The organism is Pseudoduganella violacea (assembly GCF_014191875.1).
Taxonomy (GTDB): Bacteria; Pseudomonadota; Gammaproteobacteria; order Burkholderiales; family Burkholderiaceae_D; genus Rugamonas; species Rugamonas violacea_A.
Genome location: NZ_JACHXD010000021.1, coordinates 44,155 through 70,693, shown reverse-complemented (window position 1 = coordinate 70,693; position 26,539 = coordinate 44,155). Strand labels below are relative to the sequence as shown.

Here is a 26,539-nt window from a genome sequence, read left to right as displayed (position 1 = left end):
GGCCTTTGTCCGGCCCGGCGCGCGCTGAAAACTCTTGTTACGAGCCGAAGTGGTAGTTCAGCTCGACCCAGCCGGCGCGTCCGGCCGGGCTGTAGCTGCCGGTCGGGTAATACGGCCAGCCGCCCGTGGTGTCATGCTTGACGCGGTTGAGCAGATTGTTCACCACCAGCGACAGCGTGGTGCGCTTGTTGAGCTGATACACGACGCTGCCGTTGAGCAGGGTGGTCGGGGTCAGATAGCCCTTGCCGTTCGACTGGGGAATCTTGCCGTAATAGCTGGCGGCCAGGGTGCTGGACCAGTCGCCGATATTCCAGCTGACACTGAGCTTGCCCTTGTCGCGCCAGTCGACGCTGTCCATCGAATTCAGCTCGTCTTCCAGCTCGTCGCCGGCAAACTGGCGCGAACGCTTGGTCAGCACTTTCGAATAGCTGGCGTTCCACAGGAAATTGCCCAGGCTCGCGGTGCGCAGCGCGTACTTGGCGGCCAGGTCGATGCCGCTGGTGCTTTCATGCGCGGCATTGATCGGGTTGACGCGGATCGAATTCACTTCGTTCGGCTTGTTCAAGGCCGTGAGCGGATTGCGCGTGATGCGGCTGTACACATCGAGGCAGGTCGGCGACTTCGGATCGAGCTTGCCGGTGCCGCAGCGCGCTTCATCGCGCAGCAGGGCGTCCGCGCTCAGGTTGGTGACCTGGTCGTCGATCTTGATATTGTAGTAGTCGAGCGACACGTCGAAACTGGTGCTGGGCGACCAGACCACGCCGGCGCCGTAGGAGGTGCCGCGCTCCGATTTCAGCTCCTTGCTGCCGATCTGCACATAGTCGAAGCCGGGCGACTTGTTGGCGTACTCGCACTTGTCGATTTCCTGGCCCGCCAGGGCGCAGCGCAGGTAGTCGGTGCTGGACGAGTAGTAACCGGTGCCGCGCGCCTTGTAGATATAGTTCATATCCGGTGCGCGGAAGCTGGTGGCGTAATTCCCGCGCAGCAGCAGCTGTTCGGCCGGACGGAATTCCAAGCCGGTGTTGTAGGTGAACTTACCGTCGCTGCGGCCGGCGAAGTTGTAGCGGTCGTAACGGCCGGCCAAGGTCGCGGTCAACTGCTTCAGCAGCGGCACGCTGACTTCGGCGCCCAGCGCATAGCGCTTGCGGGTGCCGGCCGTGATATCGACCTTGGAGGTGCTGTTGTAAATGCCGTCGTTGCCTGCCAGGTCGGGCGTGTTGCTGAAACCCTGACGGCCCACTTCGGCCACGGTGGCCACGCGCAGCGGGCCGGCCGGCAGCTGCCACACCTCGCCGTTGGCGCTCACGCTCAAGGTATTGGTCCAGGACTCATCCTTGGCGACTGACAGGCCGGTGATGGTGTCGAATTCGGCCGGCGTCAGGCGCTTGGTCAGGCGCGCCTGGTCCGGCGCGTAGATCGAGACGCCGCTCTTGTCCACGCCCAGTTTCGGACCGAGGAAGAAGCTGTCGATATTGGCCAGGGCGCGCGGCGTCTGGGCGCGGCTGCGGTACAGCGAACCGCTGTAGGACGCGTCATAGTCCCAGCTGGTGCCGGTGATGTGGCCGCGCGAACCCAGGCTCACGCTGAAGGCCTTGTCGGTCCAGTTGCGGTTGTAGCGGCTGGCGCCGCCGATTTCTTCCGGCGCGATGTATTTGTTCCAGGCTTCGTACGCGCCGGTGTTCTGGTTCAGGAAGTAACTGCCATTGGTGGCCGCCGAGGTCCAGCTCGGGCCGCGCGTATTGTTATAGGTGTCGTTCCCGCCCAGCAGCACATCGGCGAACAGGGTGTGGTTTTCGTTGAGCGCGTAGGTGGCGCTGCCGAAGGCGTTCTTGCTGCGGTTGCCGGTCTGGGTGGTCCACCAGGTCGGACCGACATTCTGGCTGGTGCAATTGCTGCCGCCCTTGGCCGGCGTCTTCACCACGCTGCCGTAGTACAGGTCGCCCAACTGGCTGCAGGCGTCGCCCAGGTCCAGGTAGTTTTTGGTTTTCACGTCGCGCCGGCCCAGGATCACGGTCGGCGTGGCGCTCGGCCGGGTGGCCATGAAGTCGCGGTCGCGGCTCCACAGCGGATCGCGGTCGCTCAGCTCGATGGCGAACAGGGTGTTCAGCGCGCCCTCGCTGTGGCCGCCGGTGAATTGCAGACGGCGGTTGACGCCGCCGCCGCGCGACAGGCCGCCCAGTTTCAGGTTGACGTCGAAGCCTTCGGCCTGGCGTTTCAGGATCACGTTGACCACGCCCGCAATCGCGTCCGAGCCGTAAATGGCGGAAGCGCCGCCGGTCAGGATTTCAATGCGGTCGACGATGGCCGACGGGATATTCGCCAGATTGGTGAAGTTGACCGTGCCGCCATAGGCGATGGGGAAGTCGGCCAGGCGGCGGCCGTTCAGCAGCACCAGGGTGTGGTTCGGCCCCATGCCGCGCAGGCTGATGGTGGTGGCCGACGGCGTGAAGGTATTGCCAAAGTCCTCGCCCTGCACGAAGCCGCTGTTCTGGTTCAGGTTGGTCAGGGCGTCGAACACATTCTTGTAACCCTGTTTGGTCAGGTCGGCATTGGTGATGACGGTGACGGCGCTCGGCCCTTCCAGCGTGGCGCGCGGGATGCGCGAACCGGTGACGAGCACTTTTTCCGGCACGCCCTTGTCGGCATCGGCGGCGGCGGCGGTATCTGGAGTTTCGGACTGCGCCAGCAAAGGCACACTGCACAGGACGGCCAGCAGCGCGGCTGGCAGCGTTTTCAATTGGAGGTTAGTAGTCTTCATGAAATCTTCATAGTCGTGGAGAGCTTGAACGTTAACAAAAGACTTTCATTCAGGGAACGAATGGTTTCGCGCATCCATATGCGGCAAACGTGATAGCAAGACAAAAGACAGGACGCCAGCGCATATTAACAAAAATCATATATCAATATGCAATAAAGTCATTTCATTCATGCAAAAATGCAACGGCGACGGGAGGATGAAAAACGCCCCGGCGCAGCATGGGCTGGCCGGGGCGTTGGCGAGGCGGGCGCCACGGGGGCGCCGGGGGAATCAGGCGGCGTACGAAGCCGGGCTTGGCGGCACGGCCGGCGCGGCCGGCGGCGCGTTGAAGCTGGCGATCAGGGACGCTTCCTTCTGCTTGGCCGCTTTCAGGTGACGCTCCTTCACATGGCCATAGCCGCGGATCTCCTCGGGGATGCGGGCAATGGCGACCGCCGTCGCCAGATTGTCCGCCGTCAGCTTGGGCAGCAGGGCCGACACGGTCTGGCGGTATTCGCCGATCAGGGCGCGCTCCATCTTGCGCTCGGCGGTGTAGCCGAAGACGTCCAGCGCCGTGCCGCGCAAGCCCTTGAAGCGGGCCAGCACATGGAAGGCCTTCATCATCCACGGGCCGAACTCCTGCTTGAGCAGGTGGCCTTCCTTGTCATGCTTGGCCAGCAGCGGCGGCGCCAGGTGGAACTTCAGCTTGTAGTCGCCTTCGAACAGCGAAGCGATCTTCTCGCGGAAGGCCGGCTCGCTGTGCAGGCGCGCCACTTCGTACTCGTCCTTGTACGCCATCAGCTTGTACAGATAGCGCGCCACGGCCTCGGTCAGGCGCAGCGGCTTGCCGCCCAGTTTCTCCTCGGCGGCGCGCACCTGGGCCACGAAGTCCTGGTACTGGCGCGCATAGGCCACGTTCTGGTAAGCCACCAGCAGCTCGGTGCGCTGCGCCAGCATCTCGTCCAGGGTCTGGTTGCGCTTGAACTCGATCACCTTGGCCGGTGTGGTCAGTTTCGTCACCGACGCCAGATCGTGGGCAGCGGCGCGGCCCCAGTTGAAGGCCGATTTGTTGAAGCCCACCGACACATTATTCAACTCGATCGCCTTCATCAGCGCCGCCTCGCTCAGCGGCACATGGCCTTTCTGGAAGGCGTAACCGAGCATGAACATATTGGTCGCGATGGAGTCGCCCATCAGGGCGGTGGCGATCTGGCCGGCATCGACGAAGTCGACGCGGTCGGTGCCGCAAGCCTTGACGATCTCGCCCTGCGAGGAAGCGCCGGGGAATTGCCAGTCCGGGTTCTTCACGAAGGCGGCCGTGGTGGCGCCGGTCGAGTTGATGGCGGCGTAGGTGCGGCCTTCGCCCATGCGCGACAGCGCGTCGCGGCTGGCGGTCACGATCTGGTCGCAGCCGATCACCAGGTCGGCGCTGCCGGTGCCGACGCGGGTCGAGTGCAGGTCGGCCTGCTTGTCGGCCAGGCGCACGTGCGACATCACCGGGCCGCCCTTCTGCGCCAGGCCGCTCATGTCCAGCACCACGGCGCCCTTGCCTTCGACGTGGGCCGCCACGGCCAGGATCTGGCCCACCGTGACCACGCCCGTGCCGCCGATGCCGGTGACGAGGATGCCGAACGGCTTCTCGGTCGAGGGCAGCACCGGCGCCGGCAGGACCGGCATTTCGGCGCCGCCGCCGGCGGCTTTCTTCGGCTTTTTCAGGCCGCCGCCTTCCACCGTGACGAAACTCGGGCAGAAGCCGGTCACGCAGGAGAAGTCCTTGTTGCAGCTGGACTGGTTGATCTGGCGCTTGCGCCCCAGCTCCGTTTCCAGCGGCTCCACCGACAGGCAGTTGGACTGCACCGAGCAGTCGCCGCAGCCTTCGCACACGGCCTCGTTGATGACGGCGCGCTTGGCCGGATCGGGGTATTCGTTGCGTTTGCGGCGGCGGCGCTTCTCGGACGCGCAGGTCTGGTCGTAGATCATGGCCGACACGCCGGGCTTGTCGCGCAGCTCGCGCTGCACGTCCATCAGCTCGGAGCGGTGGCGCACGGTGACGCCGGCCGCCCAGGCGTAATCGTCCGGATATTTTTCCGGATCGTCGGTGACGACGATGATGGGGCTGACGCCTTCGGCCGCGATCTGGCGCGAAATCATGCCCGGATCGAGCGGACCGTCGACGTTCTGGCCGCCGGTCATGGCCACCGCGTCGTTGTACAGGATCTTGTAGGTGATGTTGACCTTGGCCGCCACGGCGGCGCGGATGGCCAGGATGCCGGAGTGGAAGTAGGTGCCGTCACCCAGATTGGTGAAGACGTGCTTCTCATTGGTGAACGGCGCCTGGCCGACCCAGGTCACGCCTTCCGCGCCCATATGGGTGAAGGTCGAGGTTTCGCGGTCCATCCACAGCACCATGTAATGGCAGCCGATGCCGGCCATGGCGCGCGAACCTTCCGGCACCTTGGTCGAGCTGTTGTGCGGACAGCCGGAGCAGAAGTAAGGCGTGCGGTCGGTCTGCGGATTGGCTTTCACCGGCACCGTCTTCAGCACCAGCTCCTTCGCCTCCAGATAGGCGATGCGCTCCTTGACGCGCGCCGCCACCGGATGCCCGTCGCAGTAATGGGCGATGCGGCTGGCGATGGCGCGCGCGATCTGCGCCGGGCTCAGTTCATAGGTGGCCGGCAGCAGCCAGTCGCCGTGGCCGCTGCGGTGCTTGTTGGACCATTCGCCGGTGTCGTCGAATTTGCCGACCACGCGCGGCCGTTCGCCGTCCGGCAGGTTGTACAGCTCTTCCTTGAGCGCGTATTCGAGGATCTGGCGCTTCTCTTCCACCACCAGGATTTCGTCCAGGCCGCGCGCGAACTGGTGCACGCCTTCCGCTTCCAGCGGCCAGGTCATGCCGATCTTGTACAGGCGGATGCCGATGTCGGCCGCGGCCTGCTCGTCGATGCCCAGGTCGGCCAGGGCCTGGCGCGTGTCCAGATAGGACTTGCCGGCGGTGATGATGCCGATGCGCGCTTTCGGGCTGTCCCAGATGATCTTGTTGAGCTTATTGGCGCGCACATAGGCCAGGGCCGCGTACCACTTGTAGCTGTTCATGCGCACTTCCATGTCCAGCACCGTGTCCGGCCAGCGGATATTCAGGCCGCCTTCGGGCAGCTCGAAATCGTCCGGCATGGCGATCTGCACGCGATCGGGATCGAAGTCCACCACCGCGCCCGACTCGATGATGTCGGTCACGCATTTCATCGATACCCACAGGCCGGTGTAGCGGCTCATGGCCCAGGCGTGCAGGCCGTAGTCGATGTATTCCTGCACCGAGGACGGATACAGCACCGGAATGCCGCAGGCGTTCAGGATATGGTCGGACTGGTGGGCAGTGGACGAGGACTTGGCGGCATGGTCGTCGCCGGCCAGCACCAGCACGCCGCCGTGCCTGGACGAGCCGGCGTTATTGGCATGCTTGAAAACGTCGCCGCAGCGGTCCACGCCCGGGCCTTTGCCGTACCACATGGAAAAGACGCCGTCGTATTTCGCATCGGGGAAAAGATTGGTTTGCTGCGTGCCCCAGACGGCCGTTGCGGCCAGGTCTTCGTTCATGCCGGGGTGGAATTTGACGTGGTGGGCTTCCAGGTATTTGCGGGCCTTCATGGCCGTCTGGTCCACGCTGGTGACGGGAGAACCGCGGTAGCCGGTGATATAGCCGGCGGTGTTCAATCCCGCTTTGAGGTCGCGCTCGCGCTGCAGCATGGGTAGGCGGATCAGCGCCTGCGTCCCGGTCATGAAAGCGCGGCCGCGTTCCAGCGTCCACTTGTCGTCTAGCGAGATCTCGTGCGCGGGCGTACCGAGCAACGAGCTCTTGGCTGGTGCATTCATTGTGTGTCTCCAATATTCTACAAACTGCTCAAGCCGGCGCCCCGTCTGACGCGGAACTGCCGGCTTGCTCTCTGTATCCCCGTAACCCTTGACGCCACGGCCACCGTTCTATGCGGCGGTCCCTGGCAGCGCTGCGGGGATCGGATAATTATGCTGCGGTCTTGCTTGGATCTTCCAGTACGCCGCGGCGGATCTGATCCAGCTCGATCGACTCGAACAGGGCGCGGAAGTTGCCTTCGCCGAAGCCCTGGTCGCCCTTGCGCTGGATGATCTCGAAGAAGATCGGGCCGATCACGTTCTGCGTGAAGATCTGCAGCAGCAGCTCGCGCTCGTTCTCGGCGCTGCGGCCGTCGATCAGGATGCGCAGGCGGCGCAGTTCTTCCAGCTGCTCGCCGTGGTTCGGCAGGCGGCGGTTCACCAGCTCGTAGTAGGTCTCGATGGTGTCCTGGAAGATGATGCCGTTGTCGCGCAGGCCTTGCACGGTGCTGTACACGTCGTCGGTGCCCAGCGCGATGTGCTGGATGCCCTCGCCGTGGTATTCATTGAGGTACTCGGCGATCTGCGATTTATCGTCCGAGGACTCGTTGATCGGAATGCGGATCTTGCCGCAAGGCGAAGTCATGGCCTTCGATTTCAGGCCGGTCAGCTTGCCCTCGATGTCGAAGTAGCGCACTTCGCGGAAGTTGAACAGGCGCTCGTAGAAGTCGGCCCATTCCTTCATGCGGCCACGGTAGACGTTGTGGGTCAGGTGGTCGATATAGGTCAGGCCCTTGCCGACCGGATTGGCCTCGGCGCCCGGAATGGCGACGAAATCGGCGTCGTAGATGCTGATGTCGCCGATGCTGCCCGGCGCCGCATCCTTGTTCTTGCCGCGCCAGCGGTCCACCAGGTACAGCAGGGAATCGCCCACGCCCTTGATGGCGGGGATGTTCAGTTCCATCGGACCGGTCTTGTTGTCGAAGCCCCAGGCGCCCAGTTCCAGCGCGCGCTGGTAGGCATAGGCGGCGTCGTTGACGCGGATGGCGATGGCGCAGACGGAAGGGCCGTGCTGGCGCGCGAAGCGCTGGGCAAAGGAGTCCTTCTCGGCGTTGATGATGAAATTGATATCGCCCTGGCGATACAGGGTCACGTCCTTATGGCGGTGACGGGCGATGGCGGTGAAGCCCATGCTCTCGAACAGGGCGCCGAGCGCTTTCGGATCGGGTGCGGCGTATTCGACGAACTCGAAGCCATCCGTCCCCATCGGGTTCTCCCAGGGTGTGAATTTCATGCGTGTCTCCTTATCAGAATGACGCACAGTATAGACCCCGAAGGGCGGCATTAAATTGCAAACATTTCCCGTGCCTCCCGGACTTGAGCAATAATATTGCGAAAATACTGTTTAAATGAGGAATTCATGACCAAGATTGCGTTGGACAAAACCGACCGTAAAATTTTGTCTATTTTGCAAGGAGATGGACGTCTTTCCAACCAGGATGTGGCCGAGCAAGTGAACCTCTCGCCCTCCCCTTGTCTGCGCCGCATCAAGCGCCTGGAAGAGGAAGGCGTGATCCGCCAATACGTGGCCCTGCTGGATCCGGACAAGATCGGCCTGGGCCTGCTGGCCTATGTCAATGTGCGGCTGGAAAAGCACAGCGACGCCGCCGCCCACAGCAATGCGCGCGCCCTCGGCGTGAACCCCAGCGCCGCTTCGCCGCGCGCCGACTTCGCCGTCGCCGTCGAACAATGGCCGGAAGTGGTGGCCTGCTACGCGATGACCGGCGAGATGGATTATCTGCTGCGCGTGCACGTGGAAGACATGGATCACTTCTCGCGCTTCATGATGGCCACCCTGCTGCGCCACCCGGCCGTGCTGGACGTGAAATCGAGCTTCGCCCTGCAGCGCATCAAGGACACCACGGCGCTGCCGCTGGTGTAAGCATCCAACCAGGAGGCTGGCCATGAAAGCCGCAGAACGCGCCGCACCAGCATTCAGCGACTTCATCGTCTATGTGGACGAAAGCGGTGATCCCGGTTTTCGTCCTGGCGCCAGAAAGCGAAAAGCCCCGGTGAAACTCACCGAGGCATTAACGCCGACCGGGCACTCCCAGTCCACTTGGGTTAAAGCTTAGCATGCACTAAACACGAATGTGTTAAGCGCCAGCGGAAGGATTAATTGTCCGGCTTGTGGCCGGGTAGCTTGTCGAGCAGCTTGGCGGCGGCGCGCACATTGGCTTTGAGGGCATAGTCGATGGTGGCGAGCTGCTCCTGCATGGCTTCCTGCAGCACGCTGGCCGGGTCGGCCGGCGGCAGTTTCAGGTAGGCGTCGGCTTCGCCGTAGTCGCGGTGGATTTCCATGCCGGCCTTTTTCGCGATGTGCATCATGGTCTGGTTGGACGACAGGCAGTGCATGTACAGCGTGTCCACATCGTTGTTGCGGCAGGCGATATTGGCGCGCTCGAACAGCTTGGAGCCGATGCCCAGGCCGCGCGCCGTCTTCAGCACCGAGACGCCGAATTCGGCCACCCGCTCCTTGTCCGTCACGCCGCTCTTGGACGGCTCTTTCGGCGCGAACGCCAGATGGCCGACGGCCACCAGCTTGAACACGCGGTTGTAGACGCCGAACACCAGGTCGCGGCCGAAGTCGATGCCGTTGACGTATTTTGTGACCTGTTCGTCCGGCAGCTGGGAGCCGAAGCGCAGCAGACGATCAGGCTTTTCCAGCGCCAGAAAATGCTTGAGCATGCGGCGCCGGTCGCGCTCGCGCAATTCCTTGACCGGCACCGTTTCGCGTTGCGAGCCGCCGAACCAGCGGCGCAGCGGATTGCCAAACAAGTTCAGGCTGCTCATGCCGACTCTCCTTCCCCATCGTCATTCGCGCCCAGCGCGGCGCGCACGGCGGCAACGCGGGCGCGGTGCACCATTTCCGGAATGCGCGCCGGTTCGCTGCAGCGCTGGGCGATTTCGCCGGCGTTCACGCCGCGCGCGGCGGCCAGGGCTTTTTCCAGATACGCCAGTTGCGGATAGGGCGCGTCGCGGAAGCTGACGCCATTGCCTTCGCGGCCGCGCGCATCGCATTGCGCGGCCAGCAGCAATTGACTGAAGCGGGCCGGCTTGCGGAAGCCGTCGCAGCGTTCCAGCAGCTTGACGATGGTGTTCGGCCGCAGCTCCAGCGCGCGCGCCACATTGCCATGCTCGCGCGCCGTCATCACGGCCAGGTCACGGCATTCGACCGGCACCTTCAGGCGCTGACAGACCTGCTGCACCAGCGCCACGCCCATGCCCTCGTGCCCGTGGTGGGCCGGCCATTGCTCGGACGGCGTCGCGCCCTTGCCCAGATCGTGCAGCAGGGCGGCAAAACGCACCGGCAGCTCATGGTTCTGCGAGGCGGCATAGTCCACCACCTGTTGCATATGAATGCCGGTATCGATTTCGGGATGGTGCTTTTCCGGCTGCGGCACGCCCCACAGGCGGTCCAGCTCGGGCACGATGCGCGCCAGCGCGCCGCAGTCGCGCAGCACCTGCAGCATGCGCGACGGATTCTGTTCCATCAGGCCGCGCGACAGCTCCTGCCATACGCGCTCGGCCACCAGGGCGTCGACCTCGCCTTCGTCCACCATCTTGCGCATCAGCGCATTGGTTTCAGGCGCGACGCGAAAGTCCGGATAGCGCGCGGCGAAGCGGGCCACGCGCAGGATGCGCACCGGGTCTTCGGCAAAGGCGTCCGAGACATGGCGGAAGATGCGGTCGCGGATATCCCGCTGGCCATTGAAAGGATCGGTCAGCGCGCCATCCTCGGCGCGCGCGATGGCGTTGATGGTCAGGTCGCGCCGCACCAGATCGTCCTCCAGCGTGACGTCGGGCGCGGTGTGGAAGACGAAACCCTTGTAGCCGGGCGCGGTCTTGCGCTCGGTGCGCGCCAAGGCATATTCCTCCTGCGTTTGCGGATGCAGGAAGACGGGAAAATCCTTGCCCACCGGACGGAAGCCCTGCCGCAGCATCTCCTCCGGCGTGGCGCCCACCACCACGTGGTCGTGGTCTTTTACGGGCAGGCCAAGCAGCGCATCGCGCACGGCCCCGCCGACAACATAAGTCTTCAATCCGGCATCTCCGCGTCGTGCAGCGGGGCGCTCTCGGTTTCGGCCAGGGCTTCCTCCACCCAGCGCGCCACGGCCGGATGGGCCAGCACGCGCGCGCAGTAGGCCGACAGCGCGGGCGGCAAGCTCACGCCATAGGTCTTGAAGCGCGTCACCACCGGCGCGAAGAAGGCGTCGGCCAGCGAGAACTCGCCGAACAGGAAATGGTTGTGGCCGAAACGGCTCAGGCACTCTTCCCAGATTTCGCTGATGCGGCCGATATCGGCCTGGGTGGCCGGCGTGCGGCCCTTGCCCGGATAACTGCCCTTGATATTCATCGCCATCGTGCTGCGCAGGCTGGCGAAGCTCGAATGCATTTCCGCGCACACCGAACGCGCCATGGCGCGCGCCGCCACGTCCTGCGGCCACAGATGCTTGTCGGGGAATTGCTCGGCCAGGTATTCGCAGATGGCCAGGCTGTCCCAGACCGTCATCTCGCCGGCCAGCAGCACCGGCACGCGGCCGCTGGCGCAGTAGTCGGCGATCTTGCTCGACGTGTCCGGCTGGTCGAGCAGCACGCGCACCTCGTTGAAGGGAATCGCGAAGGCGACCAGGGCGACCCAGGGCCGCATCGACCAGCTCGAATAATTCTTGTTGCCGATCACCAGGGTCAGGCCGGGTTCACGGGCGGCGGCCAGGGTCTGGCTCAGGGTCGGATCAAGTTCTGTGGTTTGCATCATGGTCCTGTTCAGGTTAGCGGCCTGCTCGGCTGCGGAATTCATCGTTGCGGAGCCGCGCGGCATAGTGCGGCGCCACCGCTTCCAGCGCGGTGGGGGGAATGCCCAGGTCTTCGGCCACCAGGGCCTGCGTGTTCGGCGCCAGCACATTATCGCGGCGCATGGAATCGAGGTTGTCGCGGCTCATCAGCGGCGTGCCGGGCATATGCTCCAGCAGGAAGGCCTGGATGCGCGCCAGCGTCGGCGGCAAGGCCACGATGGGGCGCGGATGGCCGGTGGCGCTGCCCGCCAGGCGCACGATCTCTTCCAGCGTATAGATTTTCGGACCGGCCAGCTCGACCACCTGGCCGCGCGTCTGCGGCAGCGACAGCGCGTCGACGAAGGCTTGCGCCACGTCTTCCACGAAGACCGGCTGGAAGCGCGCCGCGGCGCAGGCCAGCGGCAGCACCGGCAGGCGGCGCTGCAGGGCGGCGAACAGATTGATGAAATGGTCGTCCGGCCCGAACACCACCGAGGGGCGGAAGATGGTGGGCGATACGGCCGGGTTGGAGCGCGCCGCCAGCTCGCCATCGGCTTTCGAGCGCAGATACATCGACGGGCCGTCGGCCGCCGCGCCCAGCGCGCTCATATGCAGGTAGCGCGCCACGCCGGCGGCGGCGCAGGCGGCCACGATGCGGCGCGGCAGTTCGACGTGGGCGCGCGCGAATTCCGGCCCATACGGCTGGCCGGGGTGGCAATGCAGCACGCCCACCAGATTGATCACCGCCGTGCGGCCCTGCCCTTGCAGCAGGCCGCGCAAGGCGCCATCCTCATGCACGTCGGCCGGCACCACGCCCACGCGCGGCAGGGCCAGCAGATGGCGGCCGTGTTCCTCGCGCCGCGTGGGCACCAGCACGTCGGCCCCTTCGGCCGACAGCTTGGCGACGATGTGGCTGCCGATAAAACCGGTGCCGCCGATTACGACAACATTCGCTTCCATGTCATCCTCCTCCCGGCGCGCCGGCTCAGCGGCTGCCGAACGATGTCTCCTGCTGCTCCGCTTCAGTGTAGCCCTTGGGCAGCACCACGCCCAGGCGCGTTTTCAGCGACTGCGGCTTGCCGTCGAACAGGGCGGCGTAGTAGGTGGCGTTGGTCATCACATTCTTCACATAGGTCCGCGTTTCCACATACGGAATCGATTCGATGAACACGGCGCTGTCCATCGGTTTCGTCAGCGTGCCGCGCCAGGTGCGCAAGCGGCCCGGCCCGGCGTTATAGGCGGCGGTCGCCAGCACTTGCGAGCCGTCCATATTGCCCAGCACCATATTCATGTAATTGGCGCCGAGCAGGATATTGGTGCGCACATCGGTCAGCATGTCCTGCACGAAATCGGTGAGGCCGATCTTCTTCGCCACCCAGCGTCCGGTCGAGGGCATCACCTGCATCAGGCCGGAGGCACCCACATTCGATTGCGCATCCATGATGAAGCGCGATTCCTGGCGGATCAAGCCATACACCCAGGCCCGGTCCAGGCCCAGGGTGCTGGTGGTGGGGCGCATGATGTCGTCATGCGGGGCCGGATAGCGGTGGGTGTAGTCGGCCTGCACCCGCGTGCGTTCCGAGGTATAGACCATGCGGTCGAGGATATGGTTCTCGCGCGCGAACTCGGCGGCGGCGATCAGCTCGCGTTCGCTCATCTTGCGCAATTCCCAGTTCCATTCGCGCATGCCTTCGAAACGCAGGCGCAAGCTGAAGAATTTGAGCGCGCGCTGGAAGCCGGGATTGGCGCCCATGGCCGCCACTTCGGCCGGCGTGGGCGCGGCGCCCGGCGCCGGAATCGTCACCAGGCGGCCGAGTTCCTCGGCGGCCAGCAAGCCATAGAAAGTCTGCTGGTCGGCGATGCGGCCGAACAGCTGGGCCGCTTCCGGCGTCGCTTGCGCGGCGCCCGCCTCGGCCATCAGGGTGCGCGCCTGCCAGTAAATCCAGGTCGGGTCGTTGCGCAGGCTGGGCGGCATGGCGGCGATGCTGGCCTTCACCTGTTTCCAGTTGCCTTCGCGCAGGGCGACGCGCGCCTTCCACTGCTGCTGGTCGAGCGAAAGCGGCGCATTGGCGGCCTTGCGCCAGTATTCGCCCGCTTCCGGCGCCAGCGCATACGAAGCTTGCAGGGCGATAGCGGCCCAGCCGGCCGCCGCTTCCTGCGGCGTCAGCTTGCCTTCGGCCTTGTGCAGGGCCAGCACCGCCAGTTTCAGGCTGGTGCGGGCGCCGCGTCCCAGCGAGACGATGAAGGTTTCGTGGTCGGCCTTGCTGGCGCCCGGCCCCTTGGCCATGACGATCAGCGGCGTGTCGATCGCTTGCGCGATCTTCTTGTCGGAACCGTTGAGCAACAGGATGGTGCGCTTCGCGGGGCCGGTGGCATTGCTCTCGCCGGCCAAGCGCAGCTGGGTCCACAGATCGTTGTCGTCGAACTGCTTGGCCTGGTACAGCGAGGCGATCAGGGCGCCGCAGCCTTCGCCATAATACGGCGGATAGGTCAGCAGGCTGCGCGCCTCGCCCGCCACGTTCTGGCCCTTCGCCAGGCGCGACAGCAGGGCATAGCATTTGACCTGGGTATCGTCGTTGAGCGCGAACTGCGGCTGCTGCTCGTCGAACAGGCGCCAGTCGCGCTTGCGGCCCAGTTCCAGCAGCCAATCGTTGCGCAGGCGGTCGGCGATGGCGCTGCCCTGGTAACGCTGCAGGAATTCGCGGATCTCGGCCTCGCTGGCATCGCGCAAGCGCGGTTTCAGCCGATAATAGTCGACATAGGAAGGGATGGCGTAGGAAGCGAGCTGGGCGGCATAAAATTCGACCTTGGCCGGATCTTCGCGTCGCACGGAATCGCGCAGCAGGAGAAAGGCGTCATCATCTCTGCGGCTGCCGACGGCATCCTGGGCAAAGCTGGTGGCGGAGGTGGCGCAGGCCAGGAACAGGAACGCGCCGGCGATCCATTTTGAACGGGAAATCAATGTACGACTCACTATGTAATTCAGGATATGACCAGCGAGCTTAGAATACCACGCAACCCCGCCGAGCTACCAGCGTCGAGTCCGCAAAGCAAGGCGGATTTGCGCCGTCAATTGCTGGCCGAACGGCGCGCCATCGACGCGGCGACGCGGGCGCAATGGGATGCCGACATCTGCCGCCACATCGTGCAATGGTGGCAGGCCAATCCGGTCCATACCGTGGGCGTGTACTGGCCGCTGCGCGACGAGCCGGACCTGCATCCAGCGTATGCGGAATTGGCGCGGCTGGGCGCGCGCCTGCTGCTGCCGGTGGTACTGCAGAAAGCCGCGCCGCTGGAATTCGCTGCGTGGCAGATCGGCGAGGCGATGGTGAAGGATGGCATGGGCGTGGCGGTGCCGGCCGAACTGCGCATCGAGCCCTATCCGCCGGCCATTCTGGTGCCCTGCCTGGGCTATAACAGCGGCGGCTTCCGCCTCGGCTATGGCGGCGGATTTTATGACCGGACGCTGGCGAAGGCGCCGCGTCCGGCCACGGTGGGCATCGCCTATTCCTGCCTGGCGGCGGAATTCGGCAGCGATAACCACGATATTGCGCTGGACCGCATCATTACCGAGGCCCAGGCTTAGCGTCCCTGCCGCGCTTCAATCCTTGACCAGGCGCTGCCACAGCGCCGTGGTGGCGGCGGCCTGGTTCATCGAATAGAAATGCAGGCCGGGCGCGCCGCCTTGCAGCAGGCGTTCGCACAACTGGGTCACCACGTCCAGGCCGAACGCCTTGATCGAGGCGCTATCGTCGCCGAAGGACGCCAGCTTCAGGCGCACCCAGCGCGGGATTTCGGCGCCGCACATATCGGAGAAGCGCATCAGCTGGGTGTAATTGGTGATCGGCATGATGCCGGCCACGATGGGCACTGTCACGCCCGCCTTCTGCGCCTGCTCGACGAACTGGAAGTAGGCGTCGGCATTGTAGAAGTACTGGGTGATGGCGGCGTTCGCGCCCGCGTCCACCTTGCGTACAAACGCTTGCAGATCGTCCTGCGGCGAACGGGCCTGCGGATGCACTTCGGGATAGGCCGCCACCTCGATATGGAACCAGTCGCCCGTTTCCTGGCGCACGAATTCGACCAGCTCGTTGGCATAGCGGAACTCGCCGGCCGCGCCATAGCCGCTCGGCAGGTCGCCGCGCAGCGCCACCAGGCGCTTGATGCCGTGCGCCTTGTACTCGCTCAAGATGGCGCGGATCGACTCGCGCGTGCCGCCGACGCAGGACAGGTGGGGCGCGGCGTCTTCGCCGGCCGCCATGATTTCCAGCACGGTGTCGAGCGTGCCGCGCTGGGTGGAACCGCCGGCGCCAAAGGTCACGGAAAAATACTTGGGATGCAGCTCGGACAGCTTGGCGCGCGTGGCGCGCAGCTTTTCCGCCCCTTCCGCCGTCTTGGGCGGAAAGAATTCGATACTGAAGTTATGACTTGCCATCGTTGTCTTTCAACAATAAGGTGGACAAGGCCCAGGAGATGATGCTGTACAGCAGCGCGCCGCCAATGGCCGACCAGAAACTATCGACATGGAAACCGCTCACCACTTTGGCCACCAGCCAGAACATCAGGCCATTGATGACGAAGATGAACAGGCCGAGCGAGAGCACGGTAACGGGCAGGGTCAGCAGCAGGAGCAGCGGACGGATCAGGGTATTCACCAGGCCCAGCAAAAGGGCTGCAACCAGGGCGGCGCCGATGCTTGTGACATCGACGGAATGCATGAGGTAAGGCACGGCAAACAGGGCCGCGGCATTGATTAACCAGGTCAGGACCAGACGCATGAATGAAAGCCTCGCAGCGGATAAAAAAAGAGCCGGCCGCCGGGGCCGGCTCTTCCTTACTGATTAATAACGGTAGTGGTCCGGCTTGTACGGGCCTGCCACTTGCACATTGATGTAAGCGGCCTGCTCGTCGGTCAGCGTGGTCAGTTGCGCGTTGAGCTTTTTCAGCTGCAGGCGGGCGACCTTCTCATCCAGGTGTTTCGGCAGCGTGTAGACGCCGACCGGGTAAGCCTTGGTGTTGGCGAACAACTCGATCTGGGCGATGGTCTGGTTGGCGAAGGACGAGCTCATCACATACGATGGGTGGCCGGTGCCGCAACCGAGGTTCACCAGACGGCCTTCGGCCAGCAGGATGATGCGCTTGCCGTCCGGGAAGATCACGTGGTCGACTTGCGGCTTGATGTTTTCCCAGGTGTATTTCTTCAGCGAGGCGACGTCGATTTCATTGTCGAAGTGACCGATATTGCAGACGATGGCCTGGTCCTTCATGCGCAGCATATGCTGTTCGGTCAGGATGTGGTAGTTGCCGGTGCAGGTGACGAAGATGTCGCCGTGTTCGGCGGCGTACTCCATGGTCACCACGCGGTAGCCTTCCATCGCGGCCTGCAGGGCGCAGATCGGGTCGATCTCGGTCACCCACACTTGGGCCGACAGGGCGCGCATGGCTTGCGCCGAACCCTTGCCCACGTCGCCGTAGCCGGCGATCACGGCGATCTTGCCGGCCACCATCACGTCGGTGGCGCGCTTGATGCCGTCCACCAGCGATTCGCGGCAGCCGTACAGATTGTCGAACTTGGACTTGGTGACGGAATCGTTGACGTTAATGGCCGGGAAGGCCAGCTTGCCGTCCTTGTGCATCTGGTACAGGCGGTGCACGCCGGTGGTGGTTTCCTCGGTCACGCCCAGGATGTGCGGCAGGCGCTTGGAATACCAGGTGGCGTCCGTGGCCAGACGGGCCTTGATCGAGTTGAACAGGCAGATTTCCTCTTCCGAACCTGGGTTGTCCAGCACGGACAGATCCTTCTCGGCGCGCGCGCCCAGGTGCAGCAGCAGGGTGGCGTCGCCGCCGTCGTCCAGGATCATATTCGAGTACACGGCATTGCCGGCGGCGTCGTTCGGCCACTCGAAGATGCGGTGGGTGTAATCCCAGTAGTCGGCCAGGGTTTCGCCCTTGACGGCGAAGACCGGGGTGCCGGCAGCGGCGATGGCGGCGGCGGCGTGGTCCTGGGTCGAGTAGATATTGCAGGAAGCCCAGCGCACTTGCGCGCCCAGCGCTTCGAGCGTGCGGATCAGCACGGCGGTCTGGATGGTCATGTGCAGCGAGCCGGTGATGCGCGCGCCTTTCAGCGTCTGGGCCGCGGCGAACTCTTCGCGGATGGCCATCAGGCCCGGCATCTCGGTTTCGGCGATCTTGATTTCTTTTTCGCCCCAGGCGGCGAGGCCGATGTCGGCGATGATGTAATCTTGGGAAGCTTTGAGTACGGCGTTCATCACGCCCTCCTTTCATGTTGAAAAAAGTAACGTGAGCGCGGTTGCAGAAGTATCCGAGCCTGGCGAATCGGGCGATTCGTCGCAACGCTCCTCGGAGAACGTGCATTGTAGCATCATTCCCCCGGCACGCCCGCCATTTTGATGGGGAAATGCCACGGCCCGTAAACGAAAAAACCGGGGACGCGTCCCCGGTTTTGCCAAGCGGCAGGCAGGCTTATTTCAGGCCGACGGCGGCGCGCAGGGCGGCGACCTTGTCGGTGCGCTCCCAGGTGAATTCCGGCTCTTCGCGGCCGAAGTGGCCGTAAGCGGCGGTCTTGGCGTAGATCGGACGCAGCAGGTCGAGCATCTGCACGATGCCTTTCGGACGCAGGTCGAAGTGCTCGTTGACCAGGGCGGCGATCTGCTCGTCCGGGATCACGCCCGTGCCTTCGGTGTAGACCGTGATATTGATCGGACGCGCCACGCCGATGGCGTAGCTGACCTGCACCTGGCACTGGCGCGCCAGGCCGGCGGCGACGATGTTCTTGGCCACGTAGCGGGCGGCGTAAGCGGCGGAACGGTCCACTTTGGACGGGTCTTTGCCGGAGAAGGCGCCACCGCCGTGCGGCGCGGCGCCGCCGTAGGTGTCGACGATGATCTTGCGGCCGGTCAGGCCGCAGTCGCCTTGCGGACCGCCGATGACGAAGCGGCCGGTCGGATTGACCAGGAATTTGGTGTCCTTCAGCCATTCGCTCGGCAGCACCGGCTTGATGATTTCCTCGATCACGGCTTCTTCGATCTGGCCGTGGGCGATCTCCGGCGCGTGCTGGGTGGACAGCACCACGGTATCGACCGCCACCGGACGGCCGTCGACATAGCGCAGCGTGACTTGCGATTTGGCATCCGGACGCAGCCATGGCAGGCGGCCATCCTTGCGCAGCTGGGACTGGCGCTCGACCAGGCGGTGCGAGTAGTAGATCGCGGCCGGCATCAGTTCCGGGGTTTCGTCGCAGGCGTAGCCGAACATCAGGCCCTGGTCGCCGGCGCCCTGGTCGAGGTCGAGACCGGCGCCTTCATCCACGCCCTGGGCGATGTCGGGCGACTGCTTGTCATAGCACACCATCACGGCGCAGCCTTTGTAATCGATGCCGTAGTCGGTGTTGTCGTAGCCGATGCGCTTGATGGTTTCGCGCGCAACTTGAATATAATCCACGTTGGCGTGCGTGGTAATTTCGCCGGCCAGCACCACCAGACCGGTGTTGCACAGGGTTTCGGCGGCGACGCGCGCTTTCGGGTCCTGGGTCAGGATGGCGTCGAGGATGGCGTCGGAAATCTGGTCGGCAACCTTGTCGGGATGGCCTTCGGATACGGACTCAGAGGTGAACAGGTAATGATTAGACATACGCAAACTCCAGAAGATTGATACAAACAATGAGGTCGCATCACCTTTCGGGGCCTGCGACGCTTTAGCGATATTTTTATTCCGCTTCGCAAGTTGTCTGATTAACTCAGCGGCTACTTCTAACGTGGTATTTTACGCTTCTTCAAAAATTTTTGGCTAGAGACAACGCGAAGTTGTCGATATTACACTATTCCGATGCTGGTACAACTCTTTCGTTTCTTTTCTTTTTTCCCCCTGCCCGTGCTGCATGCCCTGGGCAGCGTGCTGGGCTGGCTCGTCTTCCTGCTGTCCCCGTCTTACCGCAAGCGCATGCGCGCCAATATGCGCCAAGCCAAAGTCGGCGCCCACCTGCCGCAGGCGGTGGCCGAGGCCGGCAAGGCCATCGCCGAACTGCCCTTCATCTGGTGCGCCGATCCGGCCCGCGTCTCGCGCCACGCCAGCATGGAAAACTGGGAACTGGTGCAGCAGACGCTGGACGCCGGACGCGGCATCGTCTTCCTGACCCCGCACCTCGGTTGCTTTGAAATCGTGGCGCAGGAAATCGCGCTGCGCCAGGAATTGATGGTGATGTACCGGCCGCCGAAAAAAGAGGCGATGAAGCCGCTGATCGAAGGCGCGCGCGCGCGCAAGAACCTGCTGCTGGCGCCAGCCAATATGGGCGGCGTGCGCATGCTGGCCAAATTCCTCAAGAAGGGCCAGCCCATCGGCCTCCTGCCCGACCAGGTGCCGCAGGAAGGCGATGGCGTCTGGGCCGACTTCTTCGGCCGCAGCGCCTACACCATGACCTTGCCGGCCAAGCTGGCCCAGTTGGGCGACGCGGTGGTCATCATCACTTACGCCGAGCGTCTGTCCTTCGGCCGCGGCTATGTGGTGCGCTTCGTGCCGTTCACCGGTTCGCTCGAGGGCGACTCGGCGGCCCAGGCGCGCGCCATCAATGCCGCCATGGAAACCCTGATCCAGCGCAGCCCGGCCCAGTATTACTGGAGCTACAACCGCTACAAGGTGCCGGCCGGCGTCGCCGCCCCGGGCTCCGCGCAGGAGGCCGCATGAAGCTCTTGCTTGGATTGATGTGGCTGCTGCATTGGCTGCCCCTGCCCCTGCTCGGCCGTTTGGGCAACGCCATCGGCAGCCTGCTGTTCCGCGTGATGGGGCCGCGCCGCCGCATCGCCCTCACCAATCTGCGCCTGACCATGCCAGAACTGAGCGAGGCCGAGCGCGTGGCGCTGGCGCGGCGCCACTTCCAGGCTTATTCGCGCAGCGTGCTGGAACGCTCCATCCTGTGGTGGGCGCCCGAAGCGCGCCTCCGGCGCCTGATCCGCGTCGACCCGATGGGCGCGATTCCGGTGGCGGCGATGACGGAAAAACCGACCGTGCTGCTGTGTCCGCATTTTGTCTGCCTCGATGTGGCCGGCGCCGCCATCGCCATGGAAACGAGCGCATCGTCCATGTACTCCCAGCAAAAGAACGATACGTTCGACGAAGTGCTGCGCGCCGGCCGCGCCCGCTTCAAGCCGGTGCGCCTGTTCACGCGGCAAGACGGCATCAAGCCGATTTTGCGCGCCTTGCGCGAACATCTGCCGTATTTCATGTTGCCGGACATGGATTTCGGCGCCAAAGACGCCGAGTTCGTGCCCTTCTTCGGCATCCCGGCGGCCACGCTGACGGCCACGGCGCGCATCGCCGCCGCCACCGGCGCCCAGGTGATGCCCGTGATCTGCACCTTCCTGCCGGATTACGCGGGGTATAGCGTCAAATTCTATCCAGTATGGGACAATTACCCCGGCACCGATATGGTCGCCGCGACGCGCCGCATGAATGAATTCATCGAAGAGCGCGTGCGCGAATACCCGGAACAATATTTCTGGACGCATAAGCGCTTCAAGACGCGTCCCGATGGCGAACCGTCCTTCTATACGAACCCACGATGAAACTCAAATTCACCAAGATGCACGGCGCCGGCAATGACTTCATCGTCATCGACGCCATCAACCAGCAAGTGGACTTCACGGCGGCCCAGTGGCAGGCGCTGGCCGACCGCCGCTTCGGCATCGGCGCCGACCAGATCCTGGTGGTCGAAACGGCCAGCCAGCCCGGCTGCGACTTCCGTTACCGCATCTTCAACAACGATGGCGGCGAAGTCGAGCAATGCGGCAACGGCGCGCGCGCCTTCGTCAAATTCGTCGCCGAAAAAGGCTTGACCGGCAAGGCCCAGATCACGGTCGAAACCAAGGCCGGCATCATCTCGCCGCGCCTCGAAAGCGAAGGCAGCGTGACGGTCGACATGGGCGCGCCCGTGCTCGAGCCGGCCGCCATCCCCTTCGACGCCGATGGCCTGAGCGGCCAGCCCGAAGGCCGCGATACGCTGTGGCCGCTGCTGCTCGAACTCGGCGGCGAGCGCGAGCAGGTGCAAGTGTCGGTGGTATCGATGGGCAACCCGCACGCCGTGCAAGTGGTGGCCGACGTCGACCTGGCCCCGGTCGAGCTGACCGGCCCGCTGATCGAGCATCACCCGCGCTTCCCCAAGCGCGTCAACGCCGGCTTCATGCAGCTGATGAGCCGCCAGCACATCAAGCTGCGCGTGTTTGAGCGCGGCGCCGGCGAAACCCTGGCCTGCGGCACGGGCGCCTGCGCCGCCGCCGTGGCCGGCATCCGGCGCGGCCTGCTCGACTCCCCGGTCACGGTGGACGCGCGCGGCGGCCGCCTCTCGATCGCCTGGGCCGGCGAAGGCCAGCCCGTCTACCTGACCGGCCCCGCCGTCACCGTCTTCGAAGGCGAAATCACCGTCTAAACCCGCTCCCGTTTGCGCCACATCAAACAATGTCACACCCTGGTGTCAGGCACCAGGGTGTGACATTCTTTGATCTAGATCAGCAAATGTCCGGCCCCAGTGCCTGACACCAGGGTGGGCATTGTTTGCGCAAGATCAAACGGTGGCGGACTCAGGCGGCGAGCAAGTCGCCGCCGGCGACACTGATGAGCCAGGTCTTGAAGCGGTAGAGGCGCTGGCGGTAGTTGCCTTCGGGACCGGCCAGGCTGCAGTCGATCTGTTCGAACTGGCGCTGGATGCGGTCCAGCGCCTGGCGCTGCTGGGCGCTGCGAATCAGCACCAGCCGCCGTTTGCTGCGGCCATAACTGGCGCGGATGTCGATCACCAGGCAGTGGCCCTGGTCGGCGGCCTTGACGTCGAGCAGCAGGGCTTCGGCGCGGCTGAGCTGGAACAGGCTGGCCAGTTCGATGCGGGCGGCCAGCAGCGGTTGACTGCTGAGCAGTTCGCGCGTGAGCAGGGGCAAGAGCGTGCTGGCCCAGCTTTCGGGCGGTCCGGCCGGGGCGATGCGTTCGAGCGCGGCTTGCGCTTCGGCGCTGCCTTGGGCGGCGGCTTTTTGCAGCCAGTAGGCGGCGCGCACATCGTTCTGCTCGCCGCCGCGCCGGGTGCGCCAGGCGTGGATGCCGCATTCGAGCTGGGCGCCGCTGTGGCCCATATCGGCGGCGCGCTCCAGGCAGGCTTGCGCTTCGAGCAGGCTGCGCTGGGAAAATTCCGGTTTGTTATAGATGCGCGACAGGGCGAACCAGGCTTCGGCCAGCCCTTGCTCGCCGGCCTGGGTCAGCCAGCGGATGGCGCGCTTGAAATTGACGGCGCCATTGCCGCGCGGCATGCGGTCGCCTTCACAGTTCATGCGCGCAAACGACAGGCCCAGCGCCAGCTGGGCGTTGCGGTCGCCGCCATGGGCGGCCAGTTCGCGAAAACGCTGCAGGTCGGCCTCATCGGCCGCGTCCAGCGCGGCGCCGCTGTCGGCCAGCTCGCTCAAGGCCTGGGCGCAGCGCGCGAACAACTGGCTCTGCGGGGTTTCCAGCTGCCAGCCGGCGGCGCGCGCCGCTTCCAAGTCTTGCGGCGCCTGCTGGGCCAGCGTGCGCGCCAAGTCCTGGGCCTGGGCCAGGAAGCCGCGGCGCGGCAAGTCTTGCCAGGCTTGTTCCAGCTGAGCGTTGATGGCGTTGGCGGCGCGCGCGGCGTCGGCCAGGCAAGCCGGCGCACTGTCACCGCGCAGCGGCTGGCTGGCTGGCGTGGCGGCCGGGACGGCGCTGGCGCGGACCGCCGGCGCGGGCGCCACGCTGGCCGCGCCGCGCGGCGCGGTGGGCGCCATGCCGGGCCAGCCGGCCAGCAGACGCTGCGCCTGCGGCATGCCGGCCTGGGCCGCCGCCTGCAGCGCGCGCCAAGCCTTGCCGCGCAAGGCGGCGTTGGCCGTGGCCGTCTGCTGCACCAGCTGGGCCAGCACCACGGCCGCCGGCAGCAGGCCCGCATCGCTGGCGCGCTCATACCATGCCAGCACGGCTTCGCCGCCATGCTGGGCATATTCAAAACTGATGTGTTGGCCGATCAGGCGCCAAGCGTCTTCCTGTCCTTGCTGGGCGGCACGGCTCAGCCAGTGCAAGGCGGTGGGCATGCTCATCGGCAGGCTGGCGCCGCCGAATAAATACAGCCGGCCCAGGGCCAGCTGGCAGGAGGGGTCGCCTGCGCGCGCCCCCCGGATGATCCCTAGCTCTTCACGGTTCGCCATCGTTCCACTATGTATTGGTTCATCCCAGCAAACACTGCTGGCATGCGGATCCGAGCTGCTTTTCCGATGATATTGCCACAAACCAAATGCACTACGCGATGGCTGATTGCAGCGAGTGTCGCGTAGCCGCCTCACTCCGCGCCGCAAAATGGCGGGCGCTTGATCTGGCGCAAAAAAGCGGGGGATACCAGGCGGCCAGACTCAAGGGGCAATATAGACAACAAATCAGCAATGCGTTGGAATTAAGCGTTTCAGAAATACAACAGGAAGCCTGAAAACACGGGCTTTTGACCAAATCTTCTGGCTTCAATCAACCAAGACGGCGGTGTTTGCCGGGACCAGCCAGTAAGGTGCAGTCATCCGGGTGCACGCAGCGCACTCCCGCGAGTGTTCGAGACGCACTCCTGGCTTTTGGATCTTTTGACCGATTATTCTTATAAAGGAAGAACAAATGAAGAAATCCCTGCTGGCCTTGGCAATGATGGGAGCCTTCAGCGGCGCCTACGCGCAATCGTCTGTCACGATCTACGGCACGGTCGATGCCGGCCTGCTCAAACAAACGGGCACGACCACCCAAGTAAGCAAACGGGATAACAATAAACTGGGCTTCCGCGGCGTGGAAGACCTGGGCAGCGGTTTGAAAGCGCTGTTCCAGCTGGAAATCCGCTACGAGTCGGATACCGGCACCATCGAAAACACTTCCGGCGCCAACAGCCGTCCGCTATTCCAGGGCCAGAGCCGGGTCGGCCTGCAAGGCGACTTCGGCACCATCCGCTTCGGCCGCGGCCTGACCGCCTACCAGGAAACCTCGACCGGCTACGAGCCCTGGTCCGGCATGCCGACCCCGGCCGGTTTCCAGACCGACCTGCACGTGGCCGGCTATACCAGCGATCCGCTGAGCCAGGTGGGCAACTCGCGCAACCGCTTCTCCAACGCGGTCTTCTATAACACCCCGGTCTACAACGGCTTCCAGCTGAATGTGACGGTGGCCGCCAAGGAAGCGAACAACAGCCCGGCCATCATCGGCCGCGGCACCGCGCTGGCGCCGCAATACCCGGCCAATGCCGTGCCGTCGGCCAATCCGTATTCGGTCAGCGCCACGTATACCGCGCCGAGCTTCTCGCTGATGGCGGGCGGCGAGCGCAATGCCGTGGAAACCAAATTGTGGTCCGTGGCCGCCTGGGTCAAGCCGATCGCCGACCTGAAACTGATGGCCTCCTACCAGCACCAGGACGAGGGCCATACCAAGGCCGTCAACGACACCACCAAGGCCTGGGTGGTGGGCGCCAACTACACCGTGGGCATGGGCAAGATCCTGGCCGGCTATGGCCGCAAGGAGCCGGACGGCCTGCCGAAGACCAAGCAGTTCTCGCTGGGCTACGAGCACAATCTGTCGGCCCGCACTTATCTGTATATCGACGCTTCGAATAAAAAAGCCGCCACCAAGGTGAATACCTTCAGCCTGGGTGTGCACCACAACTTCTGAGATGCCTCGCGCATGAACTGGGCGGCCATGGGCAACCATGCCGCCTTTTTTTCGACGGAGACGTGGCCGCTGCCGTGTTGCGCATTGAATTAGTACGGACGTTCGTTTTTCAATACAAAAACATTCAGGAGACAGCATGAAGAACCGATTCCTTGCCTTAGCCATTGCAGCATGCTTTGCCGGGCCGGCCCTGGCCCAATCCTCGGTCACGATCTACGGCATCGCCGATGCCGGCGTCATGTATGTGAACAATGGCGGCAGCGATTCGCGCACCAAGCTGGTGAGCGGCATCGCCGACGGCTCGCGCCTCGGCTTCAAGGGCACGGAAGACCTCGGCGGCGGCTACAAAGCCATCTTCAATCTGGAAGCGCGGGTGGAGCTCGACACCGGGCGCCAGCAGACCGGCAACCTCAGCTCGAACCAGGGTTATGCCTTGACCAAGGGCTTGAACTTCACGGTGCCGGCGGCCGCCGGCGGCGCCGCCACCGCCGCCCGCCTGCTGGCCGGAGTGCAGGGCGCGCTGCAGCCGGCCGTCAACGTCAATATCAATGGCGCCCTGTTCGACCGCACCTCGATGGTGGGCCTGATCACGCCGGTGGGCGCGATCCTGATGGGCCGCATGTACACGCCGGGCTATGAAGTGTTCAATAACGGCGATGTGTTCGAGTCCGGCACGGCGGCCGGCTGGGGCGGCATCGTCGGCGGCCTGGGCGGCCTGCTCACGGCCGGCATCGCGATCCGCTCCGACAAATCCATTCAATACCGCATCGAGCTGCCGAACGGCATCGGCGCCGCTCTGATGTATGGCTTCGAGCGTTCCGGCTATATCGGCATGGACAAGAAATCCTATGGCGCCAACCTGCGCTACAAGGCCAATGGCTGGGATCTGGGCGCGGCCTATAACTACGGCGCCGACCAGGTCGGCAACCGCGGCCTGGTGACGCACACCCTGGCCGGCTCCTATGCCTTCGACAACTGGAAGCTCTTCCTCGGCGCCCACAAGCAGAAGAACGAGAACTCGGTCATCATCCGCTACGCCAATGAGCAGCTGGCGCCCACGTTCACCGCCTTCGGCCCGGCTCTCGGCCCCCTGCTGGCGGGCCAGCTCAACGCCGCGCTGGTGCGCAATTTCTACCTGGACGCGGTCAGCTACCAGGTCGGCTTCCACTACCGCATGGGGGCGGGCCGCCTGATGGCCTCCGTCGTCAAGCAGGACGACCGGCGCGCCAATCCGAGCGACGCCACCCAGTACGGCATCGGCTACGACTACAATCTGTCCAAGCGCACCGATATCTACACGGTGGCCGCTTACATTAAAAACAAGAACGAAGGCCAATATGCTATCGGCGCCGCCAGCGCCTCGGGCGGCTTCACCGCCGTGCCCGGCCAGTCCAGCAAAGGCATCCAGATCGGCATGCGCCACCGCTTCTAA

The 26,539-nt window shown here is 64.5% G+C and carries 21 protein-coding genes and 1 riboswitch; of the genes, 8 read left to right on the top strand and 13 right to left on the bottom strand.

From position 1 onward, the window contains the following. Positions 1-37: 37 nt before the first annotated feature. The 3 genes from FHS03_RS24850 to hppD all read right to left on the bottom strand — a co-directional run bounded on the left by FHS03_RS24850 (position 38) and on the right by hppD (position 7,877). Entirely contained in the window at positions 38-2,758 is a 2,721-nt protein-coding gene (locus FHS03_RS24850; protein WP_183443597.1) for a TonB-dependent receptor plug domain-containing protein, read from the bottom strand. Positions 2,759-3,028: 270 nt separating this feature from the next. After that, complete coding sequence (locus FHS03_RS24845) at positions 3,029-6,607, bottom strand: indolepyruvate ferredoxin oxidoreductase family protein (RefSeq protein WP_183443596.1); 3,579 nt, start codon at positions 6,605-6,607, stop codon at positions 3,029-3,031. A 148-nt stretch (positions 6,608-6,755) separates the two neighbouring features. Continuing rightward, the gene (hppD, locus tag FHS03_RS24840) at positions 6,756-7,877 is read right to left on the bottom strand and encodes a 4-hydroxyphenylpyruvate dioxygenase (RefSeq protein ID WP_050409879.1); all 1,122 of its coding nucleotides are present in this window, start codon (positions 7,875-7,877) and stop codon (positions 6,756-6,758) included. 126 nt (positions 7,878-8,003) lie between these two features. On the opposite strand from hppD, the gene FHS03_RS24835 reads away from it, so the two are divergent. Beyond that, entirely contained in the window at positions 8,004-8,525 is a 522-nt protein-coding gene (locus tag FHS03_RS24835) for an Lrp/AsnC family transcriptional regulator (RefSeq protein WP_183443595.1), read from the top strand. Positions 8,526-8,547: 22 nt separating this feature from the next. Next, positions 8,548-8,718, top strand: coding sequence for a hypothetical protein (locus FHS03_RS24830; RefSeq protein WP_183443594.1), 171 nt, complete (start codon positions 8,548-8,550; stop codon positions 8,716-8,718). A 40-nt stretch (positions 8,719-8,758) separates the two neighbouring features. Here the strand turns inward: FHS03_RS24830 and FHS03_RS24825 are convergent, their stop codons facing one another. The 5 genes from FHS03_RS24825 to FHS03_RS24805 are packed head-to-tail and all read right to left on the bottom strand — an operon-like array spanning position 8,759 to position 14,380. Further along, on the bottom strand, positions 8,759-9,436 hold the full coding sequence (locus tag FHS03_RS24825; protein WP_183443593.1) for a GNAT family N-acetyltransferase: 678 nt from the start codon (positions 9,434-9,436) through the stop codon (positions 8,759-8,761). Next, the gene (locus FHS03_RS24820; RefSeq protein ID WP_183443592.1) at positions 9,433-10,686 is read right to left on the bottom strand and encodes a multifunctional CCA addition/repair protein; all 1,254 of its coding nucleotides are present in this window, start codon (positions 10,684-10,686) and stop codon (positions 9,433-9,435) included. Before FHS03_RS24820 ends, FHS03_RS24825 begins: the two co-directional genes overlap by 4 nt. Beyond that, the gene (locus FHS03_RS24815) at positions 10,683-11,399 is read right to left on the bottom strand and encodes a glutathione S-transferase family protein (RefSeq protein WP_183443613.1); all 717 of its coding nucleotides are present in this window, start codon (positions 11,397-11,399) and stop codon (positions 10,683-10,685) included. Before FHS03_RS24815 ends, FHS03_RS24820 begins: the two co-directional genes overlap by 4 nt. Positions 11,400-11,415: 16 nt before the next feature. Next, a complete protein-coding gene (locus tag FHS03_RS24810; protein ID WP_183443591.1) occupies positions 11,416-12,378 on the bottom strand; it encodes a complex I NDUFA9 subunit family protein in 963 nt (320 codons plus the stop codon). A 25-nt stretch (positions 12,379-12,403) separates the two neighbouring features. Then, positions 12,404-14,380, bottom strand: coding sequence for a lytic transglycosylase domain-containing protein (locus FHS03_RS24805; RefSeq protein WP_183443590.1), 1,977 nt, complete (start codon positions 14,378-14,380; stop codon positions 12,404-12,406). A gap of 27 nt (positions 14,381-14,407) precedes the next feature. Between FHS03_RS24805 and FHS03_RS24800 the strand changes: the two genes are divergently transcribed. Beyond that, positions 14,408-15,004: a 5-formyltetrahydrofolate cyclo-ligase gene (locus tag FHS03_RS24800; protein ID WP_183443589.1), complete on the top strand. Its 597-nt coding sequence runs from the start codon at positions 14,408-14,410 to the stop codon at positions 15,002-15,004. Between the two features lie 15 nt (positions 15,005-15,019). On the opposite strand, the gene metF is transcribed toward FHS03_RS24800, so the two are convergent. The 4 genes from metF to metK all read right to left on the bottom strand — a co-directional run bounded on the left by metF (position 15,020) and on the right by metK (position 19,068). Then, a complete protein-coding gene (gene metF, locus FHS03_RS24795; RefSeq protein WP_183443588.1) occupies positions 15,020-15,853 on the bottom strand; it encodes a methylenetetrahydrofolate reductase [NAD(P)H] in 834 nt (277 codons plus the stop codon). Then, positions 15,840-16,196 (bottom strand): phage holin family protein, encoded by a 357-nt coding sequence (locus FHS03_RS24790; protein ID WP_050409888.1) that lies wholly within the window; start codon positions 16,194-16,196, stop codon positions 15,840-15,842. Before FHS03_RS24790 ends, metF begins: the two co-directional genes overlap by 14 nt. Before the next feature lie 63 nt (positions 16,197-16,259). Further along, on the bottom strand, positions 16,260-17,687 hold the full coding sequence (ahcY, locus tag FHS03_RS24785; RefSeq protein ID WP_183443587.1) for an adenosylhomocysteinase: 1,428 nt from the start codon (positions 17,685-17,687) through the stop codon (positions 16,260-16,262). Positions 17,688-17,713: 26 nt separating this feature from the next. Further along, positions 17,714-17,786: riboswitch (S-adenosyl-L-homocysteine riboswitch) on the bottom strand. A 115-nt stretch (positions 17,787-17,901) separates the two neighbouring features. Further along, entirely contained in the window at positions 17,902-19,068 is a 1,167-nt protein-coding gene (gene metK, locus FHS03_RS24780; RefSeq protein ID WP_183443586.1) for a methionine adenosyltransferase, read from the bottom strand. 129 nt (positions 19,069-19,197) lie between these two features. Between metK and FHS03_RS24775 the strand changes: the two genes are divergently transcribed. The 3 genes from FHS03_RS24775 to dapF are packed head-to-tail and all read left to right on the top strand — an operon-like array spanning position 19,198 to position 21,856. Further along, positions 19,198-20,118 (top strand): lysophospholipid acyltransferase family protein, encoded by a 921-nt coding sequence (locus FHS03_RS24775; protein ID WP_371871772.1) that lies wholly within the window; start codon positions 19,198-19,200, stop codon positions 20,116-20,118. Beyond that, complete coding sequence (locus FHS03_RS24770) at positions 20,115-20,996, top strand: LpxL/LpxP family acyltransferase (RefSeq protein WP_183443584.1); 882 nt, start codon at positions 20,115-20,117, stop codon at positions 20,994-20,996. Before FHS03_RS24775 ends, FHS03_RS24770 begins: the two co-directional genes overlap by 4 nt. Further along, on the top strand, positions 20,993-21,856 hold the full coding sequence (gene dapF / locus FHS03_RS24765) for a diaminopimelate epimerase (protein WP_183443583.1): 864 nt from the start codon (positions 20,993-20,995) through the stop codon (positions 21,854-21,856). The genes FHS03_RS24770 and dapF overlap by 4 nt, the downstream gene beginning before the upstream one ends. 151 nt (positions 21,857-22,007) lie before the next feature. Here dapF and FHS03_RS24760 read toward each other — a convergent pair whose 3' ends face one another. After that, a complete protein-coding gene (locus tag FHS03_RS24760; RefSeq protein WP_183443582.1) occupies positions 22,008-23,621 on the bottom strand; it encodes a tetratricopeptide repeat protein in 1,614 nt (537 codons plus the stop codon). A gap of 451 nt (positions 23,622-24,072) precedes the next feature. Between FHS03_RS24760 and FHS03_RS24755 the strand changes: the two genes are divergently transcribed. Both FHS03_RS24755 and FHS03_RS24750 read left to right on the top strand, forming a co-directional pair. Continuing rightward, positions 24,073-25,107, top strand: coding sequence for a porin (locus FHS03_RS24755; RefSeq protein ID WP_183443581.1), 1,035 nt, complete (start codon positions 24,073-24,075; stop codon positions 25,105-25,107). Positions 25,108-25,243: 136 nt separating this feature from the next. Continuing rightward, positions 25,244-26,539 (top strand): porin, encoded by a 1,296-nt coding sequence (locus FHS03_RS24750; RefSeq protein WP_183443580.1) that lies wholly within the window; start codon positions 25,244-25,246, stop codon positions 26,537-26,539.